The organism is Leptothermofonsia sp. ETS-13 (genome assembly GCF_049200465.1).
In the GTDB taxonomy this organism is placed as follows: Bacteria; Cyanobacteriota; Cyanobacteriia; order Leptolyngbyales; family Leptolyngbyaceae; genus Leptothermofonsia.
Genome location: NZ_CP120836.1, coordinates 1,371,825 through 1,385,816, shown reverse-complemented (window position 1 = coordinate 1,385,816; position 13,992 = coordinate 1,371,825). Strand labels below are relative to the sequence as shown.

General features: G+C 50.2%; 7 protein-coding genes. 4 read left to right on the top strand and 3 right to left on the bottom strand.

The genetic code is table 11. The features are described from left to right. Positions 1–176 precede the first annotated feature (176 nt). Entirely contained in the window at positions 177–1,889 is a 1,713-nt protein-coding gene (locus P4D80_RS06245; protein ID WP_421658089.1) for a tetratricopeptide repeat protein, read from the bottom strand. Between the two features lie 501 nt (positions 1,890–2,390). Then, positions 2,391–2,666 (bottom strand): hypothetical protein, encoded by a 276-nt coding sequence (locus tag P4D80_RS06240; protein WP_421658088.1) that lies wholly within the window; start codon positions 2,664–2,666, stop codon positions 2,391–2,393. A 625-nt stretch (positions 2,667–3,291) separates the two neighbouring features. On the opposite strand from P4D80_RS06240, the gene P4D80_RS06235 reads away from it, so the two are divergent. Together P4D80_RS06235 and P4D80_RS06230 are read left to right on the top strand one after the other, a co-directional pair. Next, positions 3,292–5,949: an endonuclease MutS2 gene (locus P4D80_RS06235; RefSeq protein WP_421658087.1), complete on the top strand. Its 2,658-nt coding sequence runs from the start codon at positions 3,292–3,294 to the stop codon at positions 5,947–5,949. A 157-nt stretch (positions 5,950–6,106) separates the two neighbouring features. Further along, a complete protein-coding gene (locus tag P4D80_RS06230; protein ID WP_421658085.1) occupies positions 6,107–8,911 on the top strand; it encodes a GAF domain-containing protein in 2,805 nt (934 codons plus the stop codon). 219 nt (positions 8,912–9,130) lie between these two features. On the opposite strand, the gene P4D80_RS06225 is transcribed toward P4D80_RS06230, so the two are convergent. Continuing rightward, the gene (locus P4D80_RS06225; RefSeq protein ID WP_421658084.1) at positions 9,131–11,128 is read right to left on the bottom strand and encodes a caspase family protein; all 1,998 of its coding nucleotides are present in this window, start codon (positions 11,126–11,128) and stop codon (positions 9,131–9,133) included. Positions 11,129–11,377: 249 nt separating this feature from the next. On the opposite strand from P4D80_RS06225, the gene P4D80_RS06220 reads away from it, so the two are divergent. Both P4D80_RS06220 and chlP read left to right on the top strand, forming a co-directional pair. Then, a complete protein-coding gene (locus P4D80_RS06220; RefSeq protein ID WP_421658083.1) occupies positions 11,378–12,103 on the top strand; it encodes a hypothetical protein in 726 nt (241 codons plus the stop codon). Between the two features lie 484 nt (positions 12,104–12,587). Then, positions 12,588–13,811, top strand: a complete 1,224-nt coding sequence (gene chlP, locus P4D80_RS06215; protein ID WP_421658082.1) for a geranylgeranyl reductase — start codon at positions 12,588–12,590, stop codon at positions 13,809–13,811. The last annotated feature ends 181 nt before the right edge of the window (positions 13,812–13,992 follow it).

Sequence of the window (13,992 nt, the reverse complement as noted above, 5' to 3'; positions counted from 1 at the left end):
AGTGATGGTGTTTGGAGACAAAAATTGGTGGTCTTAAAATTAAGGCTGGTGAACATTGCCCACCCTATCGCTCCTGCCCTCTCTCCAAACTTTTCCTGACGTAAATAGGGGCTTTCCAGATCTCCCCATTCCCTTTTAGGAAGGAGGGCAGGGGGCAGGTTCAAAAAAAGAGTCGCCTAAAATCGTGAGGCAGTCAGCTTCACATCTGCATATTTCCAGGCTTCCTTGAAGCGCTTTTTCACGACCTGGGCTTCTTCGGTTTTGCCCTGGGCCTGCAAACTTTTTGCCAGCCCGTACAACGACCAGCCATTTTCGGGATAGATTTTCAGATCTTCCCGGTAAACTTGTTCGGCTTCTGAGGCCCGCCCTGCTTGCAGAAGGATTGCTCCCAGGGATTGTCGTGCAGGTTGATACCAGTCCGCAGGTTCTGTGTAGACCAGAGCATCTTCCAGTTTGACGGCTTTTTGCAGATGGGCGATCGCGGCATTAAAATTACCCTGTTTCACAGCCACTTCACCCGACAGCACTTCAGTTGCAATGTCTAAAATACTGGCAGTGGGGTTGAATCCCCAAATTTTGATGTCTTTCAAGGTGGGATCAGCCGCGATCGCCTGTAATTGTTTTAGTTCCTGAACCGCTTGTTCGGGCTGGTCTTTTGCCAAATAGGCCATCCCTCGGACATAGTGATAAACCCCATTGGGATATTTCAGATCCGGGTCAGGATCTGCCTGTGCCAGAATGGCATCCCATCTACCAAAGCGAGCATTGGTGAACATGGGAATGGTGTAGTAGTGTTGCAATGAGCCAGCCATGTCCGGTTGACGCATGATTTTTGGATCCACCTTCGCTGTTTGAATCGCAGCATTCATTGCCACTTCACTTTGCCCGGTCATCAATGCGGCAAACCAGAGGAAGTGATGGTTATGGGGCATGTAAGCCAGAGGGTAAATACCCTGCGCATGACAGATAGCTGCATACTCATCATCGGCCTTAATCCCCAGTTGATTGGATAGAACCGCATCGTGGTAACGCCCGGTGCGAATGTAAATATGAGAGGCCATGTGAACCAGATGCCCAGAGCCAGGAACCAGTTTCATCAGGCGATCGGCAGAAGGCAAACCCAATTCAGGACGCTCCTTTTCCACAGCATGGATGTACAAGTGGTTCGCTCCCGCATGGTTTGGGTTCTTCTTCAGAATGGCTTCCAGTGTTGCTATAATTTCGACCCCTTCTGGTTTGGGCGTCCCGTCTTCTTCCCAATAGTCCCAGGGCGTTGTATCCATTAACGCTTCTGCAAATAAGGTTGCAGCATCCAGGTCATTTGGGTACTTTTTGGCAACCTCCCGCATGGCGTTGGCATAGGCGATATCGTAGGGTTTGCGGTCTTCAACATGTTGCCTGGGATAGCGCGTTGCTAATGCCTGGATATAGGCCCGTTCCTTATCGCTGGCATTTTTACTGAGCTGGATTGCAGTTTGAAGCGCTTCCCAGGCTTCTGGTACTGCATCCTTTTCCATCGGGGCATTGATATTAGGTCCCAGAACGTAGGCAATGCCCCAATAACACATGGCACAGTTGGAATCGAGCTTTGCCGCTTCCTTGAAAGAACGGGCCGCGGCATCATGGTTAAAGCCATAGGCAAGAGTCAACCCCTGGTCAAAGTAGCGCTGGGCAAGCTGATTCCTGGTGGAAATGGGGTGATGGTAGTTGCCCAGGTTTTTATATAGGGGTGCGTAGGGTTTGTGAGCTCTGTGGGAACCAGGTTCATCAGCTTTTGCATGGTGAGTATCAGGTTGGTGCGCGATCGCCAGCCTGTTGGATTCAACTGCTCCTGTTGCCAGTCCAACCGCCACCAGCAGACTGAAAAGAAATGCCGTTTGTTTTTTCATGGTGAATAACCTCCCATTTACAGGGTTTTTCAGTTGAGTTAGCCACACTCCTTAAGGGGCTAGGGGCTGGGGATTAAAGAGTGGTTTATGCATTTGAAACTAGCTGTAACTCTGGGTTTAATCGAAAAAACGCATGTAGTGTTGCTCAAACCAGACGCGAACTTCCATTTCTGAGGCGAAGTGTATTGTACGTCCGGTAGTTGGGTCGTAAACTCTCCAGTAAAGGTTACCGTTGTGATTCTTTCTCTTTCACACTTTTGGTTCATAATCCACGTGTACAATGTTTGCGATCGCATTGCCAATTCGAACGGCTCAGAATACTAACAGGACTTAGAATTGTCCCTGGCGTTGACACAGAACCTGCAACAAGTTTTACTTACTGATAGTTGAGTATCTTAGTCTTCATTCTTCAGGCTCTTGAGAGATTGCAAATGAATTGCGGTGCATTCTCACAGAGAAAGCCAAAGCACATCTTGAATGAGGCAAAGCTTTTCAGTCGCCTTACCTGTAATTTTTTTCAATCCAGATCCGGACTTCGTTTTTAGAATCTAGCCAGGCTGCGCGGTCAGTTGTCGGATCGTATATATACCACCAGATATTACCGGCACCATCTTGAACTTCCCGAATTTGTAATTCAGGTTCTTTTGTTAAAGCATCTATGATCAAATTCCAGATCTTGCTTAACCACAACTTAATTGGGAACCAGGTTGATTTAATCTCAGGTAACAGGTCAGGAATCAACTCTAACTCCGAGCCAGTAATGTATTTTGCCTTCATCGGACACCCTTCCTGATTCTTTGGGAACCATAGCGATCCTATAGCTGTCGCCAGGTTGCTTAGGACACTGGTTTTAAGGGGGTGTGGGGGCTGCGCCCCCAGAGCCAGGGTTCCACCCCTGCACTGTCCTAAGCCTGGTGGCTATAGCTATATTTGGACCGTGAGAATGAACTCCGCAGAGACTCCTTCTCACAAAGCCTCTCAATTTCACGACTGATTTAGGACTGCTATACCTGTATAAGGTAAGGATGAATCGAGAAGAACAAGGGAAGAAAAACAGTAGAAACATTCACCATTGACCACTCAAAAATCATTGGGATGTGGGCACTAAACCCCGTCGCTCCAGAAGCCTGCATTTTTTCTAGGGAAATCTCCAGTTTTCAACCTGGATGAGGTTCATCACCACAGATTCAACTCATGACGGAACGGCTTCGGGCTGATCAAGCTGAACTTTTTTGAGAAAGGCGCTTCACCTGCCCTGGAACGACTGCCCGTTGGAGCATCGTAAGAGCGGTAATGTCTTCCAGATTGCAGCTTGTGTCAAATAAGCGGCGCAAAAGGGAGGCTCACTCCCAACCCCTCATCCTTTTAGAATGGGAAGAGTAGTGTCAGGGGTTGATAAAACTTGATTCAGGCTGAAACGCTCGAACTTTTGGAATGGTCTCGTCTTTGCCAGCACCTCTCAACCTTCGCTGCAACCAAGTTGGGAGCGATCGCGGCTGGCCGTCTCAAAATACCAGCAACCCTGGACGAAACGGAAACTTTGCTGGCGCAGACTAAGGAAGTTTACGAACTGGAAACCCGCCTTACCCGTGGCTTGAGCTTTGAAGGCATCACTGACATTGGGGAATCGTTGGAGCGGGCAAAACGAAAGGGAATATTATCTGGGGAGGAATTGCTGGCGATCGCAACCACCCTGGCAGGCACGCGCAATCTGCGGCGCGTCATTGATGACCAGCCTGACTTAGAAGTATTAAATCAGCTAGTTTCAGACTTGCGCACCTACCCCGAATTGGAACAGGAAATTCACCGTTGCATCGACGACCGGGGGCAAGTTGCCGACCGAGCCACACCCAAGCTTGCCAGCATTCGAGAGCAGCAACGGCAACTGCGTGATCGCGTCTACGATATTCTGCAAGGTATTTTGCAACGCAAAGCAAATGCCATCCAGGAGCACCTGATTACCCAGCGAGAGGGGCGCTTCGTCATCCCGGTAAAAGCTCCCCAAAAAGATGCCATTCCCGGTATTGTTCATGACACCTCCATGAGCGGAGCTACCCTCTATGTAGAACCTCAACCAACCGTCAACTTAAACAATCAACTGCGCCAGCTTCAACGCCAGGAAGAAGCTGAATCAGAAGCTGTCCGGCGGGCTTTAACTGAACAAATCGCTGCTGTTCAGGAAGATTTAGAGCGATTACTGGCGATCGCCACTACCCTTGATCTGGCAATCGCCCGCGCCCGCTATTCCCTCTGGCTAGAAGCAAATCCCCCCCGTTTTATTGAGTGGGCAGGGGAATCAAAGCAATCCTCCACCCCAAAATCCCCACGCCTTCCAATCGTACTTCGCCAACTCCGCCATCCCCTCCTCGTTTGGCAGCAACACCACGAGCAGGGAAAACCCGTTGTCCCCATCGATCTGGTGATTCAGCCCCATATTCGAGTGGTTGCAATTACCGGACCCAACACCGGGGGCAAAACGGTGACTCTCAAAACATTAGGGCTAGCCGTCCTGATGGCGAAAGTTGGGCTATTCGTTCCCGCCTGTGAGCCTGTCGAACTTCCCTGGTTTGATCAGGTTCTGGCTGACATTGGCGATGAACAATCACTTCAACAAAGTTTATCTACCTTCTCCGGCCACATCCGCCGCATTAGTCGAATATTGGAAGCTCTTCAACAGGAGCCAGGAGCCAGGAGCCAGGAGCCAGAGGCTAGGAAAAAGGAAGAAGAAAGAGGCCAGGAGCCAGGAGTTAACTCAGAACTCAGAACTCAAAACTCAGGACTTAATACTCAAAACGCCCCCCATCTCCCCATTCCCTCATCCCTTCATCCCCTCACCCACCCCCTCACCCTCGTCCTCCTGGATGAAGTTGGAGCTGGAACCGACCCTTCGGAGGGAAGTGCCCTGGCGATCGCTCTTCTCAAGTATCTGGCAGATCACGCCGGACTCACCATTGCCACCACCCACTTTGGTGAACTGAAAGCTCTGAAGTATCAGGACGATCGCTTCGAGAATGCGTCTGTCGAGTTTGATGATGTTTCGCTTTCTCCCACCTATCGCCTGCTGTGGGGAATACCAGGTCGATCTAATGCATTGGCGATTGCCCAACGCTTAGGGCTTAAGGAAGAAATTGTACAGCAGGCACAATCCTACGTGGGTGGAGCAACAGAAGATGTAAACCAGGTCATTGCCGGCTTGGAAGCCCAGCGGCGTCGCCAGGAGGTCAAGTCCCAGGAGGCGGCTCAAATTCTGGAAAATGCTGAGCGATTGCATCAGGAAGTTGCACGTAAAGCAGCAGCACTTAAAGAGCGGGAGCAGGAACTTCAATTAGCCCAGGAGCAAGCGGTTCAGGCGGCAATCACTGAAGCAAAACGGGAAATTGCCCAAGTGATTCGCCAGTTGCAGCAAGGTCCGATGACTGCCCAGGCCGCGCAACAGGCAACCGAAGCTATCAATGATATTGCCCAGCAGCAATTGACTTCACGGCAAAAGCCCAAACCCAAGCCAGGATTTCAGCCCCAGGTGGGCGATCGCGTCCGCATTCCGCGCCTGGGTCAAACTGCTGAGGTCATCACTGCCCCTGATGACAACGACGAACTCACCGTCCGCTTTGGCTTAATGAAAATGACAGTTTCCCTTGATAATGTGGAATCACTCGATGGAGAGAAACCTGTAAAGAACCCAAAGCCCGAAGCTAAAGCCCCTCACCCCACCAGTGAAGCTGGAATTAAAACTATCGAAAGAAACCAGGAATTAGAACCCACTCAAAACTCAAAACTCAAAATTCAAAACTCATCCTCCACTTCCACCCCCCTCATCCGGACATCTCGCAACACCCTCGACATTCGTGGTAGCCGGGTTGCCGATGCTGAACCACTGATTGAACGAGCGATCGCTCAGGCTTATGATTCGGGAGTTCTCTGGATTATTCATGGTCATGGCACAGGCAAGCTGCGTCAGGGAGTCCACACGTTTCTACAACAGCATCCCCAGGTTGAACGCTATCAACTGGCAGATAGGACAGAGGGAGGCGCAGGCGTTACCGTCGCTTATCTGCGGTAATGCGTAAAATTACCTGGTTGCTCAGCGTTTCTTCGGATAGCTTCAAAAAACGCAAAGAAACGCAATCTGTCTTGTGATAAATTCACGGATGCCATTCGTAAGTAGATAACCCACTATGAGGATATTTCATACGTCATAGCCTGGAAGCCGATAGCAGATGGTACTTTCCACAGAAAATCCAGAACTTAATTACACCCTGGACAAGGAAAATTTACTACAACACATCGTAAACCGGATTCGCCAATCTCTGGAGTTGCAAGAAATTCTCGATGAAACGGTTGCGGAAGTGCGGTCTTACCTGCGCACAGATCGCGTTAAGATCTATCGCTTTTTTGAAGATGGTAGTGGAGAAGTGATTGCGGAATCGGTAAATCGCGATCGCCTGCCTTCCTTAGTGGGTTTAAACTTTCCAGCCGATGACATTCCCCCCCATGCCCGCGAAATGTTTGTCAAAGCCCGTCAGCGATCTATTGTGGATGTCAACTCGCGGCAAATCGGGCTCAGTCCCCTCACTCAGACTAAAGATGGAGAATCCAGCCAATTCAAGGAAATAATTTACCGACCCGTCGATCCCTGCCATGTCGAATACCTGACGGCTATGGGAGTCAACTCGTCAGTGGTTGTTCCCTTAATGCATCACGAAAAATTGTGGGGATTACTGGTATCTCACAATGCTATTTCCCGTAGAGTTGAAGAGCGAGAATTGGAATTCCTACAATTAGTGGCCGACCAGGTTTCGGTGGCGATCGCCCAATCAGCCTTGCTATCCCAGGCCCGTCAGCAGGCCGAGCGTGAGAAAACTGTCAACCGCATTGCCGCCTTACTTCACTCCCAGCCAGACATCCCCTTACAGGCGGCTTTGGAGGAAACCATTACGGCTTTTCAAGGCAGTGGAGGCAGACTTTACATTGCTGATCAGACAAACCATCCCTCTCAGAGTTTGAGTGTAGGTGTACAGCCCATAGCCCTGGACGCTAACAACCCGGCAATTGAACAACTCTCTTCCTGGCAAACTTTCTTCTCACCGGAGGCAAAACCCTCAGAGCGAACCCGGATCTGGGCGATCGCAGATTTTTATAAACAGCCAGAACTGCGTACCTTGGCTGCCCTCTTTCGCTCAACTTCCATCCGGGGTGTTCTAGTGATCGCCCTGCAATACCATCAGCAGTTTCTGGGCTATCTCAGTATCTTTCGCAACGAGGTCGATACCGAAAAACTGTGGGCAGGCCATTTTGACCCTGATCAACGCCAGCTAAAACCGCGCAACTCCTTTGCAGCCTGGAAAGAATCCAAAAAGGGGCAGCCTCCCAATTGGACCGGAAACGATTTAGAACTGGCGCAGGCGCTGGGTGAACACTTTTCCATGGCAATCCAGCAGCATCAACTCTATCAACAAATTCAGTCTCTCAATGCCAGACTGGAACAGCAGGTTCGAGACCGCACGCTGGAACTGGAAAAAGCAACGGAGCAGCAAAAATCGTTGGCTCAGGTCATTGCCAAAATCCGGGCATCCCTCGATATTGACACTATCATTCAGGCAGCGGTTCAGGAAGTACGGGAAATGCTAGAGGCCGATCGCGCTATCGTATTCCGCTTCTATCCAGAAGCAGACTGCAATGCTGGTGAAATCGTCTCCGAAGATGTCCTGCCGCCCTTCAATTCGATTCTTCTGGAAAACACTCACGATCGCTGGTTTGTTGAAGAACAATCTATTTCCAGATACAAACAGGGAAAGGTTCACGCCATTGCCGATATTCATGCCAGTGGTCTACCCAATTATCGGGTTGAGATCCTTTCCCAATTTCAGATACGAGCAAAGCTGGTGGTGCCTCTGCTGAAGGGAGAAAACCTGTGGGGACTGCTGTGTATTCATCAGTGTTCAGGACCACGGCAGTGGGAGCCATCAGAAATTGAGTTTGTGGTTCAAATTGCAGACCAGCTCAGTGTTGCCCTACAGCAAACCGAACTTCTGACCCAGACACAACAGCAGGCCAAACAACTGGCCCAAACGCTCCATAACCTGAAACAAGCCCAAACCCATCTGATTCAAACAGAAAAAATGTCAAGTCTGGGTCAGCTAGTGGCTGGGGTTGCTCATGAAATCAATAATCCAGTGAATTTCATTTACGGTAACCTCAACCATGCCACTGATTACACCAGGGAACTGTTAGAGCTTTTGCAGCTTTACCAGCACTACTACCCAGACCCGGTTGCCGAAATTCGCGATCACGCCCAGGAAATCGACATAGACTTTCTAACTGATGATCTGCCCAGAATTCTATCCTCCATGAAGACCGGCGCAGACCGCATCCGACAGATTGTATTGTCCCTGAGAAATTTTTCCCGCTTTGATCAGGCAGAAGTCAAAGCAGTAAATATTCATGAAGGCATCGACAGCACCTTGATGATCTTGCAACATCGGCTGAAGGCAAAACCCGAACATCCTGGCATTGAGGTGATCAAGGAATATGGCGACTTGCCCCTGGTGGAATGCTACGCCGGACAACTTAACCAGGTGTTTATGAACCTCCTCAGCAACGCGATCGACGCCCTGGAGGAGCAGTCCCACCTACCAAACGATGGGCTAGAAGAGGAAACACCCAGCAACCTGCTGCCAGAAGAAGAGACACAATCTGACAACAGCCAACGAAATCCTCTATTGCCTGCTGCCTGCCGACTGTCACCCACAATTACCATTCGTACTCATCTTTCTCAAGAAACTAATGGCGAGTCCGTCGTCATCCAAATTGCTGATAACGGTCCTGGAATTCCAGAAAAAGTTAAGGAACGAATCTTTGACCCCTTCTTCACCACTAAACCCGTCGGTCAAGGGACTGGTCTGGGACTATCGATTAGTTATCAAATTGTGACTGAAAGACACGGAGGAACGCTTCACTGCGAATCTCAACTCAACCACGGCACCGAGTTCACAATCAAGATTCCCCTTAAGCAAAGTTGTTAGTATAGCTCTACGCGGGTGCGTTAGGACATTGGAATTAGAGAGGGAGTGGGGGCTTCGCCCCCAGCCAGGGGTGGAACCCCTGCACCCCGTCCTAACCATAATGACTACCGTTGTAATTATTAGAGGGGATGGAAAGTGAGAGTTTGAAGAAGTGGTTACTCCATCAACCCATTACCTGATCCACTTATCTACCCATCCATCCTGCTCGCTCTTGCCAAATTACACCTGCTCGCAGATTGCTTTTGCCTGTCGTCGCTGGGCACGGTTTCTAATCGGTTGTTTTGTCAGCGATGGGCACCATCGATCTAGAGCTTGTTCAGCCTTTATGAAAGCGGGTTGATCCTGGGGAATCAATGCTGCTGCCATGATGGCAGTGTCAAATTTTCGACGGCTGGCACGTCGGTTGGCAATATCCAGGATGTTCTGGCTCCATTTAGCAATCTCCTGCTGTGCCTCTTCGTAGTCGGGCTGATCAGGCTTAATCTGACTGGCTTCCTGAATCGCAAACCAGTAAGGAGAAGCCTGGTCGCTATTCATCACCTTTCTAACTTTTGCTTTAGCAATTTCTAGAGAAGACGGATTGAAGGTAGTTTTCTTTTCTGGGGCGATGGGGGGTGTCTGCTTCTGAATACTGGTTCCTAGCTGCCGGGTAGAGTCAACCCCTGGTTGAATGGCAGTGCCATTATTTGAAGCAGCCAGCGACGGAAACTGAGAACCAATAAAAGATGTAAAAGATGAGTTGGCAGGAGAGGGAGAAGTTATGGGTTGGGGAGACGCTGGACAGCTATCGGTTGCAGATTGATTTGCATCTGGAGCAAGGGAGGATGTTGATTGAGTAGCGATCGCATTTGCAGTGCCAGAGGGCAGTTGGGCGATGGTTGAAGGTTGGATTTTAGAGGCTCGTAAACTGGCAATAGCTGGTTCCTGGCCAGAGGAGCCATTGGGAGCAGTCACTGCTGGAGTTTTCTGTGCCACAGTCTGGGAGCTCTGGAGAGAGGTCCAGTGTTTTAAGCAAACCCCGGTGATTAAAAGTAAGGAAGCCACTGTAACACCACCCCAAAACAGGCGCGATCGCCCATCCAATAGTTCAGTGACCTCTGTGCCATCCGGTGCACTATCAGGAGAAGACGAAGACTCCAGCGGGTCTTTTGAAGGCTGCGAAGGGTTCTCTCCTGATTCGGCAACGCTCGAATAACTCTCTGAGAGGACAGAAGGAGGTGGATAGTTCGGATTAGAAGGGAGCGAGTCTTCCAGATTATCCAGAAAGGTAGCAGACGAAAAAGTCAATTCTGGTTTCACTCCCCACTGGGAGTCATCTCTAAACTGAGGCGAAGTTTGATTAGACATCACATTCGACTCGGACGCAGTGACAGCCGCAGCGGAGCCTACCTCTAAGGGTGTCATGCTCGCCCCTCCAACCCACTGTTGAAGAACTATGGTTCCTGGATTGAATGATTGATCGCTATCCTGACCTGAAGGACTGGCTGAAGGTAAGACGGGTTGGTGCAGATTTTCGATTGGACTAATCACCACCGATCGCTGGACCGGACGCCAGTTGTGTTGACTCAGTTCAGGTAAGCGATCGCCCAGGTATTGCTCCAACTCAGCCAGCGTTGTAGATGGTTGACTGCGTAATTGTTCCAGCAATCCTACCGTAAATAGACCATGCCCTAACGCCAGAGCTTCCTGGGAAAACTGACCAGGCTGGCAAGATAGAATTGTCGGAAGCCCTAAGTCACTCGCTAATTGAGCTGTTTGTACGCCAACGGGTTCATTAAGTAAGCTACTCTGGCTACGGTTCATATCCAGCAGTACCAGAATCGATTCTGCTGCAACGGCCTTTAATCGGCAAAAAATTTCTTCTACCGGAATTGCCGTTGCCGCAAGATTGTTGGGGTTGCCATCGATTGGCACCCAGTAATCCTGCCCCTGGCTACAAACCCCGTATCCACTAAAGAATACCCAAAGCGAATCTCCTGGTTGGATATACTGCTGGCATAGTAAATTCAACCAGTTCTGAATGATTTCACGATTAGGATAGGTCGGTTTGCCCCAGATCGGTGGAGAGTAATCGGTTAATAGCAGACACTGTTCTGGGGCAAGTCCCGCCTCATTAACCAAAAAATTCCGAATCGCTTGAGCATCTTGCTGAGCAAAGCTCAAGGGCTGAAAGAAATGGTACTGATTGATGCCGATCGCGATTGCCCACCGTTTCATCACAGATGCCCCAATTTTCACAGCATGCCCAAACAACGTGTGGATTACTGTCCCGCTTTGTAGAAGGTTCCCTATTCTTTCCATCATGACAACAAACTCTGAATAAAAAAAGTGCCCCATGTTCTAGCAAGATGAGCCAGATTGCTCAGTTGAGTGCAAGATAGAGACACCCCTTTTGATTAGCCAACCTGCCCCCATTCGCTCTACCTACACGGGCATTGCTGATCCTGGGAATGAAAAACATGCTGGATGATTGAAATTTCGTTTCAAATCATCCCGCTTTCAGTAACGCCTACCCGCACGAAAGGAGTCAGAGATATGCAGCACCTCGATTCATTTCAAAGTGGCACACCAATTGTTTTTCAGTCTAGAAAGACTTCAACTTCAGGGCAGATCGCAATCCCTACCACTCCTTCCTATCTGTTACCCCGGTACCGACAACTGGGTTGGCTGCGGCAAAAAACAGCGTCAATGGGTTGTGCCATCATCCTGAGTTTGACCGGGGGATGGTGGTTGATGGGGGCGATCGCACCCCCTGCTGTACATGCCTATACTGGTCGCCTTGCAGTTTCCCTCGAAGTCCAACCTGAGGAAACCTTTGAAGCATTGACCCGTCGGGCAGAAGCCGTTGCCAGAGCCGCTGCTCAGCGTAGTTTTGATCGAGATATTCTAGTGACTAATGTTCACATTGTTATCTCCGCTGAACACCTCTCCAGAATTGTGCCAATTCTTTCCCTGGAAGTGACCCGCACCCAATGGAGCAAACTCCCTGATACCCGCCGCTGGGCAACCTACTACAGTAATGCGAAGAATCTGCTTGGCTTCACCCCCCAGCCCTTCCACCACGGCAACAACTCCTCCTCCCGCTGCTGCTCCTCCCGCTGCTGTCCCTCCAGTCTCTACCCCTTCCATTCCCTCTGCTGCCCCGCCCCAATCTCCCGCCCCCACCACCACGCCTGTCCAACCATCCCCTGATGGAACCAGCGGAACTACCGAAACTCCACCAGGAACCAGCCCTGAAACCGTTCCTCCAGGTCGCCCTCAAATCATTCCTGATCGCATTCCGTCACCTGTGAGGTAGGAGCTAGGGGAGGAGTCAGGAACCAGAAGGGGAGTGGATGAGTGGGGAGTGAGGGTTGGAGTAGGGGAGTGGGGAGTGGGGGTGTGATGGAGTACTCGATGTAAAGAACAATCACTTCATCACCCCTCACCCCCTCTAACAACTAATAACCAACGACTAACAACTGATCTTCACCCTACCCCCCTATCACCCCCTCACCCATCCACCCCCTCACCCATCCACCCCTCCCTTCCCCCCTGCTCTTTTATTAAGCTCTATTACTCCAATTGTTAAGCTCTATTTCAACTTGCCAGGATCTTGACCTGTCGGGCTCAGGTCTGTAAAAAGTCCGTGGTAGGATGCTTTCTCGTAGCGTCTGAAAGATTAGGAGAAAAACCTTTGGCACTACGGGTTGCTGTTGTGGGTGGAGGTCCAGCGGGTTCCTCTACCGCTGAAGTTCTGGCAAAAGCTGGTATTGAAACCTTTTTATTTGAGCGTAAGTTAGACAACGTGAAGCCCTGCGGTGGTGCCATTCCGCTTTGCATGGTAAGCGAGTTTGATTTGCCGCCTGAAATTATTGATCGACGTGTCCGCAAGATGAAAATGATTTCACCTTCCAATGTGGAGGTGGATATTGGTAGCACGCTGAAGGATGACGAATATATTGGCATGTGTCGTCGAGAAGTGCTGGATGGTTTTTTGCGCGATCGCGCTGCTCTGTTTGGTACCAAAGTGATCAACGGCACGATGCACAAGCTGGAGATTCCCAGTAACGATAGAGCTCCCTACACTCTCCACTATGCGGATCATTCAAATGGCAGTCTTGAGGGAGAAAACAAAACCTTACAGGTGGATGTGGTGATTGGGGCAGACGGAGCAAACTCGCGGGTTGCGAAGGCCATTGATGCGGGGGATTATAACTACGCGATCGCCTTCCAGGAGCGCATTCGTCTACCAGAAGACAAGATGGCGTACTACGAAGAACTGGCCGAAATGTATGTGGGTGATGACGTTTCGCCAGATTTCTACGCCTGGGTTTTCCCAAAATACGACCATGTGGCCGTAGGGACTGGCACCATGAAGCCGAACCAATCTCGCATTAAAGAACTCCAGGCTGGAATTCGCGCCCGTGCCGCAGCCAAACTCAGAGGTGGCAAGATTATTCGGGTAGAAGCCCACCCCATTCCCGAACATCCTCGGCCACGCCGGGTAGTTGGTCGCGTCGCACTGGTTGGTGATGCGGCTGGAACAGTCACCAAGTCCTCTGGTGAAGGTATCTACTTTGCAGCCAAGTCAGGTCGTATGTGTGCTGAAACCATTGTGGAACTGACAAACAAGGGTGAGCGCATCCCCACCGAAGATGACCTGAAGGTCTATTTGAAGCGGTGGGATAAGAAATATGGCACAACCTATCTGGTGCTTGACATCCTGCAACGGGTGTTTTACCGATCTGATGCCACTCGTGAAGCGTTTGTTGAAATGTGTTCTGACATTGATGTCCAGAAACTCACATTCGACAGCTACCTCTATAAAACTGTGGTTCCGATGAACCCACTGGTACAGCTCAAGGTAACGGCAAAAACCATTGGCAGTTTATTGCGGGGTAATGCTTTAGCTCCTTAGCGCCTACTTATAAAAAGTAAGTAGGTAGTCATAATTAATTGGTAAAGGGGGAAGTGGGGGCCGTGCCTCCAGGCAGGGGGTTTCATCCCTGCACCCCGTCCTAAGCCTGGTGGCCATTGCTATAAGCAGTCGTGCCACAGCACTATACCGATCCTCAAGCCCATGGGAATAGTGGGCAGTA